Here is a 20,753-nt window from a genome sequence, read left to right on the forward strand (position 1 = left end):
CCGGCAGCTTTGTTTGTAGGATCAATGCCACAAAATTACTGCATGATCTCATGAGCATTGAGCGCTTCGCGGTATTTGCGGGCATTCTCGTTATGAGCCGAAAGTGTTTTCGCGAAATTGTGATATCCTGAAAAGTCCTCGCGGGCACACATGTAGATGTATTGTGTTTTTGCAGCATTAAGAACCGATTCGATACTTGATATTTCCGGAAAATTAATTGGACCCGGAGGTAATCCTGGGTATTTATAGGTATTGTAAGGCGAATCGATTGCCAGGTGACTGTTTAACACACGTTTAATGTGGAAATTACCTAAAGCATATTTCACTGTTGGGTCAGCCTGCAAAGGCATTCCACGCTTAATCCGGTTCAAGTACAACCCTGCAATAATCGGTTTTTCGTCTTTTTTATTACTTTCCTCCTGGACGATTGACGCCACTGTCATTACTTCTTCAGGAGTTAGACCGAGCTCCGAAGCTTTATTTCTTCGTTCTTCATTCCAAAAGCGTTTGTATTCCATCGACATACGTTCTAAAAACTGATCAGCAGTAGTTGTCCAGTAAAATTCGTAGGTATTTGGAATAAACATACAATGGAAAGTACTCTCGGTAAATCCGTATTTTTCGAAAGTGGCGGGATCCGTAAATTTTTGGAGTAACTCAAGAGAATCGGGCTGAATATATTTGGCAACTGCACCAGCCAACTCCGTAATAAATCGAAGGTTATTAAAAGTTACCTGAACCGGTTGCTGATTCCCGGATCTTAACATATTCAAAATCTCATTGGTATTCAGGCCTTTATCTAAAAGGTATTTACCAGGCTTGATCGATTTTGCGTATTTTTTGCGTTTGGCCACCCAGTTAAAAGCTTTGTAATCCTGAATAATTTCATGTTTTTTCAAGCTATCCAGAACTTGCTCATAAGTAGCATTTAGTGGAATAATAATACTTCCGGGAGTGTTAATGTTTGGATAAAAAATATACTTATACAACTGGTATCCGCGAAATCCACCTCCAACAACAGCAATAATAAAAGCAATAACTATCCATTTATTTAATCGGGGAAATAACATAAGTTCATTTTTTTGGACAAAATCCATAATTCAATCAGGTTTTTCCGATAAAAATAATCATTTCATTTAAAGTACCTAACTTCAGGTTAAAAGTTAAGTGTATAAGAAAGAACAAATCTCACTAATAATCAGTATTTTAAAATAAAAAACATCCCTATTATTATTTATTATTTAGTTCAGTGTAAATTCTGTCTACATTATTTATCAACTTTTCCTTAATTCCTGACCGATAAAAAAACAGACCTGTTCTGTTTGCCTTAAATTGTTTATTTTCGCTGTACAATAAAACAAGTCTAAATATTTCAATATGCATAGGGTTAATTTAGCCGAGAATATTTATTACGTAGGGTTTAATGATCGTAAAACCCACCTTTTTGAGAACATCTGGCCCATTCCAAAAGGAGTTTCATACAATTCGTATCTCATTGTTGACGAAAAAATTGCGTTGATCGATACCGTCGAACGTTCGTATATCGACGATTATCTCGATCAGATTGAAGTCCTGACTGAAGGCCGCCCGGTGGATTACCTCATCATCAACCACATGGAACCCGATCATTCCGGAGCGTTGAAAGCCGTTATTTCAAAGTATCCGAACATTACACTTGTTGGAAATAAAAAGACCTTTGAAATGGCCCAGAATTTTTATCAGGTGACTCAGCAAAACATTGAGGTATATGACGATTCAGAATTGTCGCTGGGTAAAACCAATTTACAGTTTACCACAATCCCTATGGTACACTGGCCTGAAACCATGGTGACCTTCGAATCGACCAATAAAATTCTCTTTACTGGCGATGCCTGTGGAAGCTACGGAACGCTGGATGGTGGAATTTTTGACGATGAACTGGATTATACGCAATACGATGAAGAAATTGTCAGGTATTTTTCGAACATTGTAGGTAAATATTGTGCCCACACCCAGCGTGCCTTGAAAAAAATTGCCAAGTACGAAATTAAAATGATAGCTGCCACGCATGGTATGATCTGGCGCTCGCACATTGATTTCATACTGGATAAATACGAAAAATTAAGCACGTACCAGACCGAACCGGGAGCAGTTATCGTTTATGGTTCAATGTATGGCAATACTGCTAAAATGGCCGAAATTATTGCTCGCCAGCTCGCCGTAAGAGGTATTAAAAATATTCGGGTCTACGACTCTTCCAAAACCCATCCGTCATTCATTATAAGTGATATTTTCAAGTATAAAGCACTGATTTTAGGTAGTGCAGCCTACAACAATGCAATGTTTCCAACAGTTGAAACTTTACTGACTACTATCAAGCATATGGGAATAAAAGACCACCTGCTTGGTATTTTTGGTTCGTTTAGCTGGAACGGAGGCGGGGTTAAAAACCTTGAAAAATTCGCCGAAGAAATTAAATGGGAAGTAGTTGGCCAACCGTTGGAAGAAAAAGGTGCCATGAAACCCGATCATTTTAGCAGGTACGTTGATCTTGCAAATGCCATTGCTGACAAGATATTGGCATAACCCATGAAATACACACTGAAAAGGCAATCAACGAAATAGTTGGTTGCCTTTTTTTTGCCCGCTCTATGCAAAATCATTTTTGTCACACTTTCAAACGGTTTCAGTAAGTGAGAAATCCAACTTGTCCGTCTATTTTTCATTATATTGTGTTCGAATAATCAAAAACTAACCAAATGATTCAACGAGTTACGGCCATCCTGAGTTTAATACTTTTCCTTTTTTCCTGTCAGGAAGCCAAATACAAACCTTCCAGAAAGACACTTGATTTAAACGGGATATGGCAATTTGCCATGGATTCTTCAGGAATTGGAATTCAGGAAAAATGGTTTGCTCATATCCTCCCCGATTCGGTGCAACTTCCAGGAACAATGGACGAAAACCACAAAGGCATCCCGAATAAAAACAGGCAGGAAACCATGCGTTTGTCGCGCGAATTGATGTATGATGGAATGGCGTGGTATCAAAAGACTGTTTCAATTCCTGAAGACTGGAAAGGTAAATCTATCCGACTGAAAATGGAACGCACCAAGCCGACACAGATTTGGGTTGATGAAACATGGATCGGATCAAACAACAACTTGCTAACTCCTCAGGAATATGACTTATCGGCTGCACTTTTGCCCGGAAATCATCGAATCACCATTCTGGTTGACAATGGCCCCAATGCCTTGCCCAAGGGTGTTTATGGCGCCCACGCGATGACAGAACATACCCAAACCAACTGGAACGGGATTATTGGCGAATTTCAGCTCGAAGCATCATCGGTTACTCACCTCCAAAATGTCCAAATTTATCCGGACACTGAAAATAAAAAAGCAATTATCAAGCTTCTGATTGTAAATCCTGACGAACAATTGAAAGAGGCAAACATACAAATCGCTGCAAGTACATGGAATTGCGATTCGCCAAAAAATCTTAAATCGAAATCATTTCAGGTAAAATTGACCCAAGGCGAAAATTCGGTTGATCTCAATTACGAATTTGGGAACGATGCAGCCTTTTGGTCTGAATTTTCACCGACTTTATACAAATTAAGTATTTCTCTTGAAAATAACGGAGTCATCGACAATTGTCAGGTTGATTTTGGTTTGCGCCAATTCAAAACAGATGGAACACAATTTGCAATAAACGGAACTAAAACCTTTTTGCGCGGAAAACATGACGCCTGCGTTTTTCCGTTAACCGGTCATCCGCCTATGGATACCGAAAGTTGGATTCGAGTCTTCAAGATTGCAAAAACCTATGGAATAAACCACTATCGTTTTCATACCTGGACACCGCCAATGGCAGCTTTTAAAGCTGCTGATATCGAAGGAATTTACTTGTCGCCCGAATTGCCATACTGGGGCGGAATGGATCAAAAAAATAATGAGTTGAATGATTTTCTGCTGAAAGAAGGAGACCACATCTCAGAAACCTATGGCAATAGCGCATCTTTTGTCATGTTTTCGCTTGGAAACGAATTATCCGGAGATTTGACTGTGATGCAGGATTTTGTAAAGCATTTCAGACAAACTGACGAACGCCATCTTTTTTCGTTCGGATCAAACAACTACCTGGGCTGGAAAGGACAGGTTGAAGGTGAAGATTACCTGGTTACCTGCCGGGTCGGAGCAGAAAAAGACAGCACTTTTTCATCGCATGTCAGAGCTTCATTTTCGTTTGCCGACGCTTATCAGGGCGGAATTATTAATGGCGAATATCCTTCAACCACTACTAATTATCAGAATGCAATTTCCAAATCGACAGTTCCGGTTATCGGTCACGAAATTGCTCAATACCAGATTTACCCTAACTACGATGAACTGAAAAAATATACAGGTGTGCTCAAGCCCTGGAATCTTGAAATCTTCCGCAAACGACTGGAACAAAATCATCTGAGCGATCAGGCACTTGATTTTTTCAAAGCATCGGGAGCGCTGAGTGCCATTTGCTATCGTGCTGACATTGAAATCGCGCTTCGAACTCCCGGATTTGGTGGATTCCAATTGCTCGACCTTCAGGATTTCCCGGGGCAGGGAACTGCATTGGTTGGCCTGCTCGATGCGTTTATGGATAGCAAAGGACTGATTACACCGGAAGCTTTTCGTGAATTTTGCAATCAGGTAGTTCCACTTTTCCTGATGGAAAAATATTGCTGGACCAATGCCGAGACTTTAACCGGCCAAATTCAGGTTGCCAACTATTCAGCAATTGAATTGAAAAATCAAACGGTAAAATGGGAGCTGAAGAATTCACAAGGCGAAATAATTGATCAAAATGAAGTAACAACTACTATTTCGCAAGGCAAACTAACTGATGTAAGTAAGTTAAACATTGATCTCAAAACCATCCAATCAGCACAAAAACTTTCACTGACGATAAGTTTACCCGGTACAGCCTATAAAAACACCTATTCGCTGTGGGTTTATCCCGAGAAACCAAATACTACAGTACCTTCCGGCGTAATGATTTCGAGTGAGTTGGATAAAAAAACATTGAGATCACTTGAAAATGGGCAGACCGTTCTGCTGATTCCCGATCATGAAACCGTTAAGGATTTGACTGTTGGTGGTTTATTTACTCCGGACTACTGGAATTACCGGATGTTTAAAGGAATCTCAGAATGGGCTAAGAAACCTGTATCTCCTGGGACATTGTCAATATTAACCAATCCGGAACATCCACTTTTCAAAGATTTTCCAACCGAGTTTTATTCAAATTGGCAATGGTGGTCGATCGTAAAAAACAGCCGGCCATTTATTCTGGATAAAACAGAAGCCAGCTATCGCCCAATCGTTCAGGTAGTCGATAATATTGAACGCAACCATAAACTTGGGCTAGTTTTCGAATTTGCTGTTGGAAAAGGGAAAGTGTTGGTTTGTATGGCCGATCTCGCTAAAATTCAGGATAAACCTGAAGGCCGACAGTTTTACAGCAGCATCCTGAGCTATCTGGAATCGGATCAGTTTAAGCCGCAAACATCTATTTCTGAGACAGAACTTGTTTCATTGTTTAAAACCAAGGTGAAAACTCAAAACATTTCAGGCGTAAAAAACATATCTTATCAATAGCCTGAATAACTTTCCTGTCCAAAAAATGATTGAAAATGTGCGAAACTATTCTTGTTTCCCGATGGAAATCCGGTCTGAGAAAATATCTTTGCAGATCGAAAAATTTAAAATTAAAGTATGCAAACCTGGTTCGAGTGCAAAGTAAAATATGTAAAAATAGACGATGATGGCCGCGAGCGTAAAGTAAGCGAAGTATATCTGGTTGACGCGGTCACGTTTACTGATGCTGAAACACGTATCATTCAGAATGTGTCAACGATGGTTCGGGGTGAATTTATTGTCGATAACATTAAAAAATCGAATATCGTTGAAATATATCCACACGAAAACGGAGAATGGTGGTATAAGGCTAAAATCGGCATTGTCACCATCGACGAGAAAGCGGGTAAAGAGAAGAAAATCAATAATTATTTTCTAGTTGCTGCAGACGACATCAAACAGGCTCTGCAACGCCTGGAAGAAGGACTTTCGTACATTTTGGTTCCTTACCAAACCACTTCACTGGCTATTTGCAATATCGTTGATGTATTCCCCTATTTCGAGGACAATGTGAACAAGCCAATTCCGTCGAACCTGAAACCATTGGCTCAGGTGACAAAAAAACCTGTCTTTGAAGATGAAGATCTGGACGAAGAGGTAGTTTATTCGGCTGACGAAGAAGAGGAAGATGAAATCGAGGAAGAAGAAACGGATGACGATCAGGAATAATTCGCTGATTCCGGAATAAAATATAAAATGGGCATTGCCGGTTGTTAGCAACCAACAATGCCCATAATTTCATCCGGCAGGTTACATTCAGGTTTAATTATGCCGGTTCCAAAGCTGATTTCTTCAAATTAATCATTACCCGGTAGAACGTAAATTTCTCGCGCTGCACCGGATCAAATTCATAGTAAACATTGGCAATGCGGCAGATGTCTTTTACTTCTGAATAAACAACATTTAATTCCTGTTTCAAATCATCAGCCAATTGGTCTTTTCCATGAGAGATATCAAAGCAATTCTTCAGATCAACCAATTTTTCTTTGTAATTCATTAAGCGATTCAACAGATTTTTGTCGATGCCTCTTGCAAGGATGATCTGTTGTAATCCTGGAGTCATGTTTCGTTTGAAGGTAGACATCATCTTGTACAAGCTGAAAAGATCTCCATTCTTGGCATCACTGAAATAATCAACATATCCAAGTGTATCAAAAGTTTCATTCAGAAAAGCTTTATCAGTTTTAAAATCAACTTTTAGTTCGGCTCGAAACACGCTTACATCTTTCAATGCAGCAATCATCAGTTCATAAAACTGACCATGCATTTCCAAATGGCCGGACAACGATTCATGCGTGAAATAGTGGTTCATGATTGCATCAATTCTACCCTTCAGGTTTTTGGCATAATCAGGCGACCAATTTCGCCGGACAGAGGAGAGTTCGTAGATGTTCTCGCTAAATGATTGAGCGATTTTTCTGCACGTCAGAATAGTTGCAGTTCCGGTAAGGCAAGTTGATATGACATTCATAATCGCAGGTTTTAAGTAAGTTGAATTATCAATAATAACATACGAAAAAAAATGCCGAAAGGATATGCTTGGTGCTTAATTTATAATCACTTATGTTGTTAAACAAACTGACCCTTTAATTTTATCTGATTCGGAAACAATATGGGAAGATTTCAAAAAAAACAAGAACCCCTGATCAGTAAATTACCGATCAGGGGTCTCAAAATATTCTATATGAAAGTCGTTAATAAATTAGCTGTTCTTTGCCAATCTTTTACGATCATGTTCTTTCAAAAAGATTTTCCGCATCCGAATAGACAATGGTGTAACCTCAACCAATTCGTCGCTTTTGATGTATTCCAAAGCTTCTTCCAAACTGAATCGAATTGGGGTAATCAACCTCATTTTTTCATCAGTACCCGAAGCACGCATATTGGTTAACTTTTTGGGTTTGGTCACATTGATGGTCAAATCGTCAGCGCGGGTATTTTCTCCAATTACTTGTCCTTCGTATATTTCCTGGGCCGGATCAATAAAGAAAGATCCTCGATCCGAAAGTTTACTGATTGAATAAGCAAATGCAGTTCCGGTTTCAAGAGCAACCAATGATCCGTTGTTCCGGATATCAATCGGCCCTTTGTAAGGCTGATATTCAATAAAACGATGGTTCATAACAGCTTCTCCGGCAGTAGCAGTAAGCATATTGGTACGCATACCAATGATTCCACGAGATGGAATAATGAATTCGAGATGAATGCGATCGCCTTTGCGCTCCATGGTTTGCATTTCGCCTTTACGCTGCGAAGCCATTTCAACTACTTTACCTGAATATTCCTCAGGCACATCCACATGCATTTCTTCAATTGGCTCACACTTTTCGCCATCAATTTCTTTGTACAAAACCTGTGGCTGGCCAACCTGCAGTTCGTATCCTTCGCGTCGCATGGTTTCAATCAATACAGATAAATGCAGCACACCACGTCCATAAACAATATACGAATCAGCAGAATCAGTAGGCATAACGCGCAATGCGAGGTTCTTTTCCAATTCCTTTTCCAGACGGTCTTTCAAGTGGCGCGAAGTCACATATTTACCTTCTTTTCCGTAGAAAGGTGAGTTGTTAATCATGAAAGTCATACTCATGGTTGGCTCATCTACAGCAATTGGTTCCAGGGGTTCCGGGTTTTCCCAGTCGCAAACGGTATCGCCAATATCGAAACCTTCAATTCCGACCATTGCACAAATGTCGCCCGAAATCATCTGGTCAACTTTCTGACGACCCAATCCGGTAAACGTATGAAGTTCTTTTACTTTTGTTTTTTTAATTGAACCATCTCGTTTTACAAGCGAAACGTTCATTCCTTCTTTGATCTCTCCACGGTGAATACGACCAATGGCAATACGACCAACGTATGAAGAGTAGTCCAATGAAGTAATCAACACCTGCGGTGTTCCCGGATTATCAACCGGACCAGGTATAAATTCAATAATTGAATTCAACAAAGCCTCAATGTTGTCAGTCGGCACTTTCCAGTCGTCTGACATCCAACCTTGTTTGGCCGATCCGTAAACGGTAGGAAAACTTAACTGGTCTTCAGTTGCATTCAAACTGTACATCAGGTCGAAAACCTGTTCGTGAACTTCTTCAGGACGACAGTTTGGTTTGTCAACTTTATTCACCACAACAATCGGTTTCAGGCCTAAAGCCAAAGCTTTTGACAATACAAACCGGGTTTGTGGCATGGTGCCTTCAAAAGCATCCACAAGCAACAAAACACCATCGGCCATGTTCAGTACCCGCTCAACTTCACCACCAAAGTCGGCGTGACCAGGAGTATCTATGATATTGATTTTAATATCCTTGTAAATTACAGATACGTTCTTCGCAAGAATGGTAATTCCTCTCTCGCGTTCCAAATCGTTGTTGTCGAGAATCAACTCTTGTTTCTTCTCGTGTTCTTTCATGATGTTACAATAGTAAATCATCTTGTCGACCAATGTGGTCTTCCCGTGGTCAACGTGGGCAATAATCGCAATGTTTCTAATCTTCTGCATAGGTTCCAAAAATGAAGGCGCAAAGATAGCCGAATAATCCAATCAAAATTGGTTTTACGGCTTGTTGGAGGTTAAGTTTATGTAAATACTACTATTTTAACAATTTAGGTGCATTAAAATGCAAAAACGGAGGACTTTCTTTACTGAATCCTCCGTTTTCTCAGGCTTGAATTATTCGTTTGACCGGCAATTATTTGTGCCGTTTCTTCAATTCGCGAGCCAAATCTTCAATCCGGTAACCTTTATGCGACAGCAAAACAATGAGATGATACAGCAAATCGGCACCTTCGTAAATAAAATTTTCATCGTCATCAGCCATCGCTCCAATAATGGTTTCAACAGCTTCCTCTCCCACTTTCTGGGCAATTTTGCGTGTTCCCTTCTGAAACAGCGAAGTGGTGTACGAACCATCTGGCATTTCCTGTTTCCGTTGGTCAATAAAATCCTGAAGATATTCCAGAAACTGAATGTCGCTTTCTTCGTTCGTTTCGCCCCAGCAAGTGTCGTCGCCGGTATGGCAAACTGGCCCAACCGGATTTACCTTGATCAAAAGCGTATCATTATCGCAATCGGCTGCAATAGAAACTACATTCAGAAAATTGCCTGATTCTTCGCCTTTGGTCCACAACCGGTTTTTGGTACGGCTAAAAAACGTAACCTGACCGGTTTCTTCTGTTTTGGCCACAGCTTCTTCGTTCATAAAACCTAACATCAGCACCACGTTGGTTGTATTATCCTGAATAACAGCCGGGATCAGGCCGTTCAGCTTAGTGAAATCTAATTGTGTATTTTCCATTTTATTTTTTAGTTTGATATTTTACAAATTGTTCCTGAAGCTGGTTTTCAATATGAATTCGGTCTCGCTCCAGCTCGGTTTTAAGTTCGTCTTCAGTAGGAAGATAAAGCTTATATTTTGATGAGAATAGTTGTTTACTTTCGGCCAAAACCGAATATTTAACCACCGACTCGCTTTGCTGCGAACACAAAATAATGCCTATAGTTGGATTGTCGTCGGGCTGACGCACTTTCTCTTCAAATAGCCTCACGTACATATCCATCTGCCCCACATCCTGATGTGTAAGTTTGCCAACTTTTAAATCAATCAGCACAAAACACTTCAGGATATAATTGTAGAAAACCAGATCTATATAATAATGGTCGGCATCGACATTCAAATGATATTGGCGCGAAACAAAAGCAAACCCACGTCCAAGTTCCAGAATAAACGAATGTAGGTTTTCGATCAACGCACTTTCGAGTGTTTTCTCCAGATAAGAAACTTCAGGTTTCAACTTCAGGAATTCCAGAATATAAGGATCTTTAATAAAATCGCGCGGCGATTCAACCAATAGTCGGATGCTCTGTTCAGCTTCTTCTTTCACCTGACGTTGATCCCGGCTCGAAATAATCCGCTCATAATACATCGTGCTGATTTGCCTGTCGAGCGCACGTACACTCCAGTTTTGAATGGCAGATTCCTTCTTGTAAAATTCACGGGCATTTTGATTTTCAACCCTCATCAGCAGCGAATAATGCGACCAGCTCAATTGGTCAGACAGTGTCTGGCGAATTTGTACATTATTATCCGACAATAGATTGGGAACAAAAAGATCAGGAAATACAAGAAAAAACTGTCTGAAATATTTAAGGTTGGTTACCGAATAGCCCCGGCCATATTCTGAGGTAAGTTTCTCCGAAAGTTCTTTCAGAATCTGCTTGCCATAGTCGGCTCTGGTAGCACCTTTCTGCTCATCATCAACAATCAGACGGCCAATCTCCCAATAAGCCGCAACAATGTTTGTATTGGCAACCCGATAAATATTTCGGAAAGCCGAATCCAGAACATATTTAACTGATTCGAATAAATGGAGATCTTCAGGCAGCATAAATGAATTAAAGTATTTAATATTCAAAGATAAGCAGAGTTTTACCGAACAACAATTCCCTTCGACCTTAAATAACTTTTTAAATCAGGTATGGCAATTTCCTTGTAGTGAAAAATGCTTGCCGCCAATCCTGCGTCGGCTTTCCCTTCTGTAAACACATCCACAAAATGGTCCATGTTTCCGGCTCCTCCGGAAGCGATGATTGGAATCCGCAACATATCGGCCATTTTAGCCAGTTGCTTGTTGGCAAAACCAGCCTTGGTTCCATCGTGGTTCATCGAGGTAAACAGGATTTCGCCCGCACCGCGACTTTCGCCTTCTTTGGCCCATGAGAACAGTTCTTTGTCTGTCGGAATGCGGCCGCCATTCACTGTCACCGTCCAATAATCATTTTCACCCCGGGCATCGATGGCTAAAACCACAAACTGGCTACCAAAATTCAGCGCCAGATCGTCGATCAATTTCGGATTGCGAACTGCTGATGAGTTGATACTGATTTTATCGGCTCCGGCACTCAATAAATCCTCGGCATCTTTCAACTCGCTGATTCCGCCACCAACGGTAAACGGGATGTTTATTTCGCGGGCAATTCGCCTGACCAGTTCAACAAAGGTTTTGCGGCCTTCGTGTGTGGCGGTAATGTCGAGAAAAACCAGTTCGTCGGCTCCCTGCTCGGCATACATAGCGCCCAGTTCAACCGGGTCGCCCACGCTTTTAATATTCACAAAATTGATGCCTTTAACAGTCTGACCGTCTTTAATATCCAGGCATGGTATAATTCGTTTTGCTAACATGATCGTTTGTTTAACCACAATGGGTACTAAGTTTTTCACGAAGGACACCAAGATTATTTCATTGTGTCCTTTGTGCTTTTTCCTTTGCGTTCTTTGTGTTTCATTTCGTCAGAATAAATTTGCTAATCTCTTCCAAGCTAATCCGATTTTCGTAAATCGCTTTGCCGGTAATTACTCCAGGAATACCCAATTCGTCGAGCTCATAAATATCTTTCATGGTGGCGATGCCGCCGCTGGCAATGAGTCCAAGGCTTGGAAATTTGTTCCTGATTTCTTTATACAAATCGATGCTTGGACCAGTTAACATGCCGTCGCGGGCAATGTCGGTTGAAATAACCTGCCGAATGCCTTTGCTGGTATAACTTTCAATGAAATCGAGAATGGATAATTCTGAAACTTCCTGCCAGCCACTCACGGCGATCATTTTGTCTTTTGCATCGGCTCCGAGAATAATTTTCTCTGCACCGTAAGTTTCAATCCAATGCAGGAAAGTCTCACGATCTTTTACCGCAATACTTCCGCCGGTAACCATTTTTGCACCGCATTCGAACGCAATGCGCAAATCTTCGTCCGATTTCAATCCGCCGCCAAAGTCGATGATCAGATTCGTTTTCGAGGCAATCAATTCAAGCACTTTATAATTGACAATGTGCTTGGCTTTTGCGCCATCCAGATCTACCAGGTGCAAACGGGTGATTCCGGCATCCTCAAACATTTTAGCTACTTCGAGCGGATTCTCGTTGTAAACAGTTTTCTGGTTGTAATCGCCTTGCGACAAACGAACGCATTTCGCATCGATTAAATCAATGGCAGGTATAATTGTAATCATTTTAGATTCAAACTTAAGTTACAGAGAGACAAGGCACCTAAGTACCAAAGTATCTCAATATTATTTATCAGTTATTGATTGGATAAATGCTGAAAGCATCCTCTCAATTTCTCTGGTTTCTTCAAATACAGTATTAAACTTGCCTTCTTCAATGTATTCAAGATTCCTGGCAATCCTTAATTGTGTTTGCAATTCAAATAAGGAACCCATTGAAATTTTCAAAAAGCGAATAAAATCTTGTTGCGATTTTCGACCAAAACCTTCAGCAATATTTGAAGGAATTGAGACTGCACAGCGACGTATTTGACTTGTTAGTCCATAAACCTCTTCTTTAGGGAAATTACGAGTTTCTCTATAAATGACTGTGACAATCTCCATCGATTTCTGCCATACAAATAATTCAGTATATGTCTTCATTCTTTGTCTTTTGCTTTGGTACTTTGCCGCTTTGGTACTTTGTTACTTGATTTTCAAAAAATTCTCCAAAATCCTCGCTCCTACAGTTCCGCTTTTTTCAGGATGAAACTGTGTGGCATAAAAATTATCGCGGTGCAAGGCAGCGCTGAAAGGATTGATGTAATTACATACGGCAGCGGTATGTTCACCCACTGCGGCATAATACGAATGGACAAAATAGACAAATTGGTTCTCGAGCGATGGATCGAAAATGTCACTTTTCAGATCGGTGATAGTATTCCAACCCATGTGCGGAACCTTGGTGACGAATTCCATCCCTGATTCTGGAATAAACCGTTTGACTTGCTCATCGAAAATACCCAAACATGGCGTATTGCCTTCTTCCGAATGGCTACACATCAATTGCAACCCCAGGCAAATTCCAAGAACTGGTTGTTTCAGCTCAGGAATCAGTTTATCCAGACCTTCTTTCTTCAGGTAAGCCATTGTAGTACTGGCCTCTCCCACTCCCGGAAAAATCACTTTATCGGCGGTCTTAATCTTTTCGTGGTCACCTGTGATTTCAGCATTCACGCCAAGTCGCTGCAAGGCATTGTTGACAGATTCGATGTTTCCCGCGTTGTATTTAATAATGACAATATTCATATTGTTATTCTATATTTTTCTGATCAATTCGATGACAACAATAGCTTTGTTGTTGTACCTTTATCTGAAGAAATTCAAATCCGGCGCGTTCTTCTAACGGTTAGGAAACCGGTTTCTCAATCCGGAGATGGCAGTTCGATTCTGCTACGCGCTACAATTCTATTTTAGAAGCTCAGCAATTACTTTCTTCATTTCCTGAAACTCCTCTTCTTTATACAACCTTGTCATAAAAACAATTTTACCAGTTTTATCAACAATCACATTTCGGGTAACACCAGCACCTTTTTCAGCAAACTGATAAAAGATACCACCTTTCGGGTCAAGCGCCAACGGGTAAGTGACAGGAATCTGCTTGGCAAATGTCTTTACTTTTTCAACTGGTTCATCCAGATCAATTCCGAACAAAGCAAAATTTGGATTGTCCTTGTATTTTCTCCAGATATCGGCTTCGATGTGCGGCATCTCCTTCCGGCATACTCCACACCAACTGGCAGTAAACTGAAGCATCACCACTTTGCCTTTCAAATCGGCTGTTTGAACAGTTTTCCCATCAGTTGTGATCATACTGAAATCAGGAATTTGCTGCCCAACTTTAACGATGTAGGCGTAATCAGCAGGAATTTCCTTTGCTGGTGATTGAGCAAAGGCTCCTGAATAACTTAATCCAATCATGAGTAGTAGAATAATTTTTTTCATGGCATAATATTTAACTAAAGACAACTGTTCGATTGTTGTAAACCAAAATTTTTCGTTCGATGTGCTTGTTCACGGCCTTTGAAAGAACGATTTTTTCCAGATCACGGCCTTTTGCAATCAGGTCGTCAACCATGTCTTTGTGGCTAACATGAGCAACTTCCTGCTTAATAATTGGGCCAGCATCAAGTTCTGTTGTTACATAATGGCTTGTTGCACCAATAATTTTTACTCCGCGTTTGTATGCAGCGTGATAAGGTTTTGCACCAACAAATGCCGGCAAAAACGAGTGATGAATGTTAATAATCCGGTTAGGAAAATGGGTAATAAATTCGTCGCTGATGATTTGCATGTATCGTGCCAACACAATAAAATCGATTTTATGCTTTTCCATCAAAGCAATTTCCTGAGCTTCCAGTTCTTCTTTATTGTCTTTTGTCACCGGGAAAACGTGATATTCAATATCGAACCTCCGGGCTACATCGGCCATATCCGGATGATTGCTGATGATCACAGGAATTTCCACGTTCCATTCTCCTGAAGTATATCGGGCCAGAAGATCGAACAGGCAATGCGACATCTTCGAGACAAAGATGGCCATTCGAGGCTTTTCTTCCGAAAAATGGAGTTCAAAGGTCATTTGATTTTTCTGACCAATAAGCGTTGCAAAATAGTCGGCTATTTTATTTTTCGGGATATTGAAATTCGCTAAATCCCACTCTACACGCATGTAAAACAGTTTTTCTTCACGATCTACATGCTGATCGAGATACAAAATATTCCCATTATTGGTATTAATAAACTCAGTTACCAATGCCAGAAGCCCCTGCTGATCGGGACAGTGAATGAGCAGAATTGCGGTTGATTTACTTGTATCTATTGTCATATTTGTTGGTTTAAACACAAAGGACTCAAAGGTTTTCCACAAAGGACACAATGTTTTCTTTTATATCCTTCATGTTCCCATGTATCCTGCGTGCTATAAAATAACTCGTTTAATTCCGTTCTTTAAATGTGTTACATTGAAGTTCACTAAAAGTCCAAGTTTGCACCCTGATAATTTCAGATATGTCAAGGTCTGAGCCAAATGAACATCTGTTAATTCTTCAACTGCCTTCAATTCTACAATAATCTTATTTTCCACCAAAATATCCAATCGTAAGTGGCTTCCCAATTTCAACCCTTTATAAATCAGAGGAAGATGCTTTTGTTTTTCAACATTCAGACCGACCATCTGCAATTCGATAAAAAGACATTCTTCATAAACACTTTCAAGCAACCCAGGTCCCAGGTTCGTGTGCACTTCGAAAGCACAATCGAGTACTTTCTTGAAAATTTCTTCGCGATCCATATTTCTGTTGTTGGATATCTACTTCGTGTCCTTCGTGAAAACCCTTTGTTCCTTTGTGATTATAGTGTTCCCTTGGTTGTTGGTAATTCGAAGTTAAACACATCTTTCCGGATGGCCATCTTTACAGCACGAGCCAATGCTTTGAAAATGCCTTCAATTTTATGGTGTTCGTTGGTTCCTTCAGCCTGAATGTTCAGGTTTGCCAAAGCAGTATCAGAAAATGATTTGAAGAAATGAAAGAACATTTCTGTTGGCGTGTCGCCCACTTTTTCGCGCTTGAATTCGGCATTCCAAACAATCCACGGACGACCACCAAAATCGATGGCTACCTGAGCCAGACAATCGTCCATTGGCAGGCAATAGCCATAGCGTTCAACGCCACGTTTGTCGCCTAAAGCCAGTTTAAAAGCTTCGCCAAGGGCAAGACCAGTATCTTCAATGGTATGATGTTCGTCAACATTCAGGTCGCCGTCCACTTGAATTTTTAAATCAACTCCTGAATGGCGGGCAATCTGATCGAGCATGTGATCAAAAAATCCAAGTCCGGTGTGAATATTTCCTTTACCTGTTCCGTCCAGATTCAGTTCAACCCTGATTTTGGTTTCTTTGGTGCTCCGGATAACTACCGCAGTACGATCAGGAGCTGCAACTTTGGAATAAATCTCATCCCAATCGGTTGTAATCAAGGCACAAAATTCGGCCAATCCCTTTTCCTGAAGTTCATTTGCCAACGAGCCATCGTTAATCAGAATTCCTTTTGCTCCAAGGTTCTTCGCAAGTTGTATATCTGTCAATCGGTCACCAATTACGAAACTATTAGCCAGATCGTAACTACCATCCATGTATTTTCCCATCATGCCAGTCCCTGGTTTGCGGGTTGGTGCGTTATCCGCCGGAAAGTGACGGTCGATCAAAATGTCGTCGAAAACAACACCCTCCTTTTTAAAGGCGTTGAGAATCTTGTTGTGAACCGGCCAGAATGTTTCCTCTGGAAAACTCGCTGTTCCTAAACCATCCTGATTGGTCACCATCACTAATTCGTACGACAGGTTTTTGGCAATAAAATGCATATTCCTGAATACTTTTGGCAAATATTCCAGTTTTTCGAGTGAATCAATCTGTTCATCTTCTGTCTCGAAAATCAGTGTTCCGTCGCGGTCGATAAAAAGGGCTTTTTTCATAATATATAAATATCGAATATCGAACAAGAAATAAGAAATGTAAAACGAGCACTTCGAAGTTCCTTATTCCTTATTTGGTGTTTCTTATTTTTTCTTTTTTGCTGTTTCTATACTTTTCAGAAAAATGGCAATTAATTCATTGTTCTCTTGAATAATATCTGTCATTCTCTCAGGTTTTAAGAGAGGTTTTTTCAATATTATTTTCAATTTATGAATGAAATCATTCGTAGATTCTGCTGATTGCGCCTCGCCATAGTTCAATGCTGGTGCAGTTCCACAACGAATTAATTGGTTCCCGATGTGATTACCAAGTTTTGTATTCGGTAAAGATTCAACAATTTCATCAATCCGTAAAGCAAAATCAATCAAGCGATCTTCAAGGTCAAACCGTCTTTCTTCCATGTCGTAAAATTTAAATATCGAATATCGAACAAAAAATAAGAAATGTTGAACGGCAACTTCGTTGTTTCTTGTTTCTTATTCGTTGTTTCTTATTTCAAATCAGCTCTTTCAGCGCTTTTCTAAGCTTCTTATTTTCTTTCGGCGAGCCAATTGTAATGCGCAGACAATCGTCACAAAGTGCAATTTTTGAACGGTCGCGAACAATGATTTTTTGCTCAGTCAGGTACTCGTAAATGCCACGTGCATCGTGCATTTTAACCAGTATAAAGTTGGCATCCGATGGATATACAACCTGCACAAAGGACAATTTAAATAACTTTTTCACCATTTTAGACCGTTCATCCACAATCGTTTTCACCCATTCTTCTTTTTCCTGAGAATTATCCAACAACTCCAAGGCTTTTTGTTGTGTCAGGATATTGATGTTGTATGGATATTTGACCTTGTTAAAAACACGAATGATTTCAGGCTGTGCAAAAGCCATTCCGAGGCGGATTCCGGCCATTCCCCATGCCTTCGAGAAGGTCTGCAAAATGATCAGGTTTTCGTAGTTGTCCAATTCGGGCAACAAACTGCGCTCCGGAGAAAAATCGATGTAAGCTTCGTCAACTACAACCAAACCATCAAACTCAGTCAGAAGTTTAACGATTTCGACTTTATCCAACAGATTAGCGGTTGGATTGTTGGGAGAACAAACGAAAATGGCTTTGGTATAAAGGTTGGAAGCATCCAACAACTTTTGCGCACTGAACCCAAAGTCTTCATTGAGTTTTACCTTGCGGACTTCAACATTGTTGATGTCGGCAGCAACCTGGTACATGCCATAAGTTGGATCGATCGAAACCATGTTATCAACTCCTGGCTCACAAAATGCACGGAAAATAATATCGATCGGTTCGTCGCTACCGTTGCCCAGAAAAATCTTTTCAGGAGCAATGCTTTTTAATTCTGCTATTTTCTTTTTAACAGCCCATTGCAGCGGATCGGGATAACGGTTGTATGGCGCGTTGAACGGGTTTTCGTTGGCATCAAGAAAAACCTCAGCCTCACCCGAAAACTCGTCGCGGGCGGATGAATAAGGTTTTAGCGCCTTTATGTTGTTGCGAAGTAATTTGTCTAAATTCATGTATTTATTTTTTGAACCACATAGGCACATAGAACACATAGTTTAAATATTTCTATTGTGTCCTATGTGTCTATTGTGGTTATTTTTTATCATTTAATTCGTTCAATCGCAGTGTCACCGCATTTTTGTGAGCATCGAGTAGCTCGGCGGCAGCCATGGTCTCAATGACTGGTCCAAGCCGTTGAATTCCTTCCGGAGTAATTTCCTGAAAGGTAATTTTCTTGATGTAACTGTCGAGATTTACGCCGCTGAACGAACGTGCCCAACCGTTAGTTGGCAAGGTATGGTTGGTTCCTGAAGCATAATCACCAGCACTTTCAGGGGTGTAATTTCCGAGGAAGACTGAACCTGCATTCGTAATTTGTTCAGCCACTTCAGCATAATTTTCCATGGCAATGATTAAATGTTCAGGCGCATATCCATTAATCAGATCAATCATGTCTTCAACCTTGTCCAAAACCACGGACTGACTGTTCGCCAGCGCTTTTTCTGCAATTGACTGGCGTGGCAATTGATTAAGTTGACTGGTCAATTCAAGAACAACTTTTTCAATCAGCGAATGATCGTTAGTCACCAATACCACCTGGCTATCGGGGCCGTGCTCTGCCTGAGAAAGCAAATCGGCAGCGATGAAAGCCGGATTGGCAGTAGTATCAGCCATTACAGCAACTTCTGAAGGACCGGCAGGCATATCAATGGCAACGTCGCTAATACTCACCAATTGCTTGGCAGCCATTACATATTGGTTTCCGGGACCGAAAATCTTATTCACTTTTGGAACACAATCAATTCCATAAGCCATTGCTCCTATCGCCTGAACTCCACCGAGTTTAAATATTTTGGTAACCCCAACCAATTGAGCTGCAAACAAAATGGCTGGATTAATTTTCCCATCTTTATCGGGAGGCGTACACAATACAATTTCTTTGCAACCGGCAATCTTAGCCGGAATGGCAAGCATCAACACGGTTGAAAATAGCGGAGCCGATCCGCCTGGAACATACAGTCCAACTTTATCGATGGCCACTGCCTTTTGCCAGCAAGTTACTCCTGAAGTTGTTTCAATCCGTTTGGTTTGAGGCACCTGCGATTCGTGAAATTTTTGGATATTTCCGGCAGCGATAGTAATTGCTTCCTTAAGGTTTGAATCAACTAAATTGCATGCTTCTTCAACTTCTTCAGGAGAAACAGCCAAAGTACTGATGAACACACCATCAAATTTTTCGGTGTATTTCCGCAAAGCATGTATTCCACTGGTCCTGATTTCGGTTAATATGACCTGCACCTGATCGCGCAATTCGGTGACGCTGAACAACGGACGTTTCAGCATCTCCTCCCATCTCATTCGTTGTGGATTAATATAAGTTTTCATTCTCTAGTTGTTTTTAGTGGCTTCATTTTCAGAGCCAAAATATTTCCGGCAAATAACAGGATAACTCCAAATACGGCAACCATTCCCCATTGGTAATTTTCGAAAAACGAAGAGATTATCAATGCAATTACAGGAGCCACCAAGGTGGTGTATCCGGCACGATCAGGGCCAATATCGCCTACCAACTTCAGGTATAATGTAAATGCGACTATTGAACCAAAAATCGCCAGGTAAAACAGCGAGGCAATATATGGAAATGACACATCAAACGAAAAACTTCTTCCTGAAAGAGGAACCATCAGCATCATTGTGAGACTTCCATAAGTCATTCCAAAAGCATTAGTCTGAATAACAGGTAACTTTCGGGACTGATTGTATTTGGAAAGAATGTTACCCAACGATGCCAAAACAATTGACCCGAAGCAAAACAACAACGCTTGATACCCGATTGAAATCTGCTCAGCACTCCCTAATTCATGATTAAAAATCAGGAATGTGCCACCAATTCCAAGAACAGCGCCTGCCATTACTTCTTTCCTGATTTTTCCATTCAGGAGCAAATAGTTGAAAAAGATATTGGTGAAAATGGAAAACGAAAAAATAATGGCAACTATTCCGCTGGCCAAATTCGTTTCGGCCAGATAAACCAGCCAGTAGTTAAACCCAAACAAAATCATTCCCTGAAGGAGCATCAGCAAGTGTTCGCGCAAGGTAAATCGCAAATTTAGCTTCCGGATGAGGCTGAAAACCATCAACAGCAATCCTGCAATCAGGAAACGGTACGCCACCGAAACCAACGGATCGACTTGACCCAATTGAAATTTGATGGCAAACCAGGTTGATCCCCAGATGAAACACGGAATAACAAAATATAGAATTTGTCTGAGTTTCATTT

The 20,753-nt window shown here is 40.7% G+C and carries 20 protein-coding genes and 1 tRNA gene; 4 read left to right on the forward strand and 17 right to left on the reverse strand.

The features are described from left to right. Nucleotides 1-35 precede the first annotated feature (35 nt). Nucleotides 36-1,070 carry an endolytic transglycosylase MltG gene (gene mltG / locus AQPE_RS05635; protein ID WP_318350074.1) on the reverse strand — a complete coding sequence of 345 codons (1,035 nt, stop codon included), beginning with the start codon at nt 1,068-1,070 and terminating at the stop codon, nt 36-38. A 307-nt stretch (nt 1,071-1,377) separates the two neighbouring features. Here mltG and AQPE_RS05640 point away from each other — a divergent pair, with 307 nt between their 5' ends. The 3 genes from AQPE_RS05640 to AQPE_RS05650 all read left to right on the forward strand — a co-directional run bounded on the left by AQPE_RS05640 (nt 1,378) and on the right by AQPE_RS05650 (nt 6,326). Continuing rightward, on the forward strand, nt 1,378-2,565 hold the full coding sequence (locus AQPE_RS05640) for an FprA family A-type flavoprotein (RefSeq protein ID WP_318350075.1): 1,188 nt from the start codon (nt 1,378-1,380) through the stop codon (nt 2,563-2,565). 173 nt (nt 2,566-2,738) lie between these two features. Continuing rightward, nucleotides 2,739-5,618, forward strand: a complete 2,880-nt coding sequence (locus tag AQPE_RS05645; protein ID WP_318350076.1) for a sugar-binding domain-containing protein — start codon at nt 2,739-2,741, stop codon at nt 5,616-5,618. Between the two features lie 117 nt (nt 5,619-5,735). Then, nucleotides 5,736-6,326, forward strand: a complete 591-nt coding sequence (locus AQPE_RS05650) for a DUF4494 domain-containing protein (protein WP_318350077.1) — start codon at nt 5,736-5,738, stop codon at nt 6,324-6,326. Nucleotides 6,327-6,423: 97 nt separating this feature from the next. On the opposite strand, the gene AQPE_RS05655 is transcribed toward AQPE_RS05650, so the two are convergent. The 8 genes from AQPE_RS05655 to hisH all read right to left on the reverse strand — a co-directional run bounded on the left by AQPE_RS05655 (nt 6,424) and on the right by hisH (nt 13,733). Further along, the gene (locus tag AQPE_RS05655; protein WP_318350078.1) at nt 6,424-7,128 is read right to left on the reverse strand and encodes a hypothetical protein; all 705 of its coding nucleotides are present in this window, start codon (nt 7,126-7,128) and stop codon (nt 6,424-6,426) included. 231 nt (nt 7,129-7,359) lie between these two features. Then, nucleotides 7,360-9,162, reverse strand: coding sequence for a translational GTPase TypA (typA, locus tag AQPE_RS05660; RefSeq protein ID WP_318350079.1), 1,803 nt, complete (start codon nt 9,160-9,162; stop codon nt 7,360-7,362). 190 nt (nt 9,163-9,352) lie between these two features. Then, nucleotides 9,353-9,958 (reverse strand): bifunctional phosphoribosyl-AMP cyclohydrolase/phosphoribosyl-ATP diphosphatase HisIE, encoded by a 606-nt coding sequence (gene hisIE / locus AQPE_RS05665; RefSeq protein ID WP_318350080.1) that lies wholly within the window; start codon nt 9,956-9,958, stop codon nt 9,353-9,355. 1 nt (nt 9,959) lies between these two features. After that, nucleotides 9,960-11,075: a PDDEXK nuclease domain-containing protein gene (locus tag AQPE_RS05670; RefSeq protein WP_318350081.1), complete on the reverse strand. Its 1,116-nt coding sequence runs from the start codon at nt 11,073-11,075 to the stop codon at nt 9,960-9,962. A 14-nt stretch (nt 11,076-11,089) separates the two neighbouring features. Continuing rightward, entirely contained in the window at nt 11,090-11,842 is a 753-nt protein-coding gene (hisF, locus tag AQPE_RS05675) for an imidazole glycerol phosphate synthase subunit HisF (RefSeq protein ID WP_318350082.1), read from the reverse strand. A gap of 100 nt (nt 11,843-11,942) precedes the next feature. Further along, nucleotides 11,943-12,671, reverse strand: coding sequence for a 1-(5-phosphoribosyl)-5-[(5-phosphoribosylamino)methylideneamino]imidazole-4-carboxamide isomerase (gene hisA / locus AQPE_RS05680; RefSeq protein WP_318350083.1), 729 nt, complete (start codon nt 12,669-12,671; stop codon nt 11,943-11,945). Between the two features lie 60 nt (nt 12,672-12,731). Continuing rightward, on the reverse strand, nt 12,732-13,088 hold the full coding sequence (locus AQPE_RS05685) for a four helix bundle protein (RefSeq protein WP_318350084.1): 357 nt from the start codon (nt 13,086-13,088) through the stop codon (nt 12,732-12,734). 42 nt (nt 13,089-13,130) lie between these two features. Then, on the reverse strand, nt 13,131-13,733 hold the full coding sequence (gene hisH / locus AQPE_RS05690) for an imidazole glycerol phosphate synthase subunit HisH (protein WP_318350085.1): 603 nt from the start codon (nt 13,731-13,733) through the stop codon (nt 13,131-13,133). Nucleotides 13,734-13,815: 82 nt separating this feature from the next. Between hisH and AQPE_RS05695 the strand changes: the two genes are divergently transcribed. Further along, nucleotides 13,816-13,887 (forward strand) — tRNA-Glu (locus AQPE_RS05695). 5 nt (nt 13,888-13,892) lie between these two features. On the opposite strand, the gene AQPE_RS05700 is transcribed toward AQPE_RS05695, so the two are convergent. From AQPE_RS05700 to AQPE_RS05735, 8 genes are all read right to left on the reverse strand, one after another. Continuing rightward, nucleotides 13,893-14,429: a TlpA family protein disulfide reductase gene (locus tag AQPE_RS05700; protein WP_318350086.1), complete on the reverse strand. Its 537-nt coding sequence runs from the start codon at nt 14,427-14,429 to the stop codon at nt 13,893-13,895. 10 nt (nt 14,430-14,439) lie between these two features. Continuing rightward, entirely contained in the window at nt 14,440-15,312 is an 873-nt protein-coding gene (gene purU / locus AQPE_RS05705) for a formyltetrahydrofolate deformylase (protein WP_318350087.1), read from the reverse strand. A gap of 93 nt (nt 15,313-15,405) precedes the next feature. Continuing rightward, nucleotides 15,406-15,777, reverse strand: coding sequence for a GxxExxY protein (locus tag AQPE_RS05710; protein WP_318350088.1), 372 nt, complete (start codon nt 15,775-15,777; stop codon nt 15,406-15,408). 59 nt (nt 15,778-15,836) lie between these two features. Beyond that, nucleotides 15,837-16,958 (reverse strand): bifunctional histidinol-phosphatase/imidazoleglycerol-phosphate dehydratase HisB, encoded by a 1,122-nt coding sequence (hisB, locus tag AQPE_RS05715; protein WP_318350089.1) that lies wholly within the window; start codon nt 16,956-16,958, stop codon nt 15,837-15,839. Nucleotides 16,959-17,042: 84 nt separating this feature from the next. After that, entirely contained in the window at nt 17,043-17,360 is a 318-nt protein-coding gene (locus AQPE_RS05720) for a four helix bundle protein (RefSeq protein ID WP_318350090.1), read from the reverse strand. Nucleotides 17,361-17,454: 94 nt separating this feature from the next. Next, entirely contained in the window at nt 17,455-18,486 is a 1,032-nt protein-coding gene (gene hisC, locus AQPE_RS05725; RefSeq protein WP_318350091.1) for a histidinol-phosphate transaminase, read from the reverse strand. 79 nt (nt 18,487-18,565) lie between these two features. Then, on the reverse strand, nt 18,566-19,858 hold the full coding sequence (gene hisD / locus AQPE_RS05730) for a histidinol dehydrogenase (protein ID WP_318350092.1): 1,293 nt from the start codon (nt 19,856-19,858) through the stop codon (nt 18,566-18,568). Beyond that, on the reverse strand, nt 19,855-20,751 hold the full coding sequence (locus AQPE_RS05735) for a DMT family transporter (RefSeq protein ID WP_318350093.1): 897 nt from the start codon (nt 20,749-20,751) through the stop codon (nt 19,855-19,857). Before AQPE_RS05735 ends, hisD begins: the two co-directional genes overlap by 4 nt. Nucleotides 20,752-20,753: the final 2 nt, after the last annotated feature.

It is taken from the genome of Aquipluma nitroreducens (assembly GCF_009689585.1).
In the GTDB taxonomy this organism is placed as follows: domain Bacteria; phylum Bacteroidota; class Bacteroidia; order Bacteroidales; family Prolixibacteraceae; genus Aquipluma; species Aquipluma nitroreducens.

Coding starts and splice junctions, on each gene's coding strand:
- AQPE_RS05650 (WP_318350077.1), top strand. CDS start 5,736: ATGCAAACCTGGTTCGAGTGCAAAGTAAAATATGTAAAAATAGACGAT.
- hisC (WP_318350091.1), bottom strand. CDS start 18,486: ATGAATTTAGACAAATTACTTCGCAACAACATAAAGGCGCTAAAACCT.
- AQPE_RS05645 (WP_318350076.1), top strand. CDS start 2,739: ATGATTCAACGAGTTACGGCCATCCTGAGTTTAATACTTTTCCTTTTT.
- hisIE (WP_318350080.1), bottom strand. CDS start 9,958: ATGGAAAATACACAATTAGATTTCACTAAGCTGAACGGCCTGATCCCG.
- typA (WP_318350079.1), bottom strand. CDS start 9,162: ATGCAGAAGATTAGAAACATTGCGATTATTGCCCACGTTGACCACGGG.
- hisF (WP_318350082.1), bottom strand. CDS start 11,842: ATGTTAGCAAAACGAATTATACCATGCCTGGATATTAAAGACGGTCAG.
- AQPE_RS05655 (WP_318350078.1), bottom strand. CDS start 7,128: ATGAATGTCATATCAACTTGCCTTACCGGAACTGCAACTATTCTGACG.
- hisB (WP_318350089.1), bottom strand. CDS start 16,958: ATGAAAAAAGCCCTTTTTATCGACCGCGACGGAACACTGATTTTCGAG.
- hisA (WP_318350083.1), bottom strand. CDS start 12,671: ATGATTACAATTATACCTGCCATTGATTTAATCGATGCGAAATGCGTT.
- AQPE_RS05710 (WP_318350088.1), bottom strand. CDS start 15,777: ATGGATCGCGAAGAAATTTTCAAGAAAGTACTCGATTGTGCTTTCGAA.
- mltG (WP_318350074.1), bottom strand. CDS start 1,070: ATGTTATTTCCCCGATTAAATAAATGGATAGTTATTGCTTTTATTATT.
- AQPE_RS05720 (WP_318350090.1), bottom strand. CDS start 17,360: ATGGAAGAAAGACGGTTTGACCTTGAAGATCGCTTGATTGATTTTGCT.
- hisD (WP_318350092.1), bottom strand. CDS start 19,858: ATGAAAACTTATATTAATCCACAACGAATGAGATGGGAGGAGATGCTG.
- AQPE_RS05700 (WP_318350086.1), bottom strand. CDS start 14,429: ATGAAAAAAATTATTCTACTACTCATGATTGGATTAAGTTATTCAGGA.
- hisH (WP_318350085.1), bottom strand. CDS start 13,733: ATGAATATTGTCATTATTAAATACAACGCGGGAAACATCGAATCTGTC.
- AQPE_RS05735 (WP_318350093.1), bottom strand. CDS start 20,751: ATGAAACTCAGACAAATTCTATATTTTGTTATTCCGTGTTTCATCTGG.
- purU (WP_318350087.1), bottom strand. CDS start 15,312: ATGACAATAGATACAAGTAAATCAACCGCAATTCTGCTCATTCACTGT.
- AQPE_RS05685 (WP_318350084.1), bottom strand. CDS start 13,088: ATGAAGACATATACTGAATTATTTGTATGGCAGAAATCGATGGAGATT.
- AQPE_RS05640 (WP_318350075.1), top strand. CDS start 1,378: ATGCATAGGGTTAATTTAGCCGAGAATATTTATTACGTAGGGTTTAAT.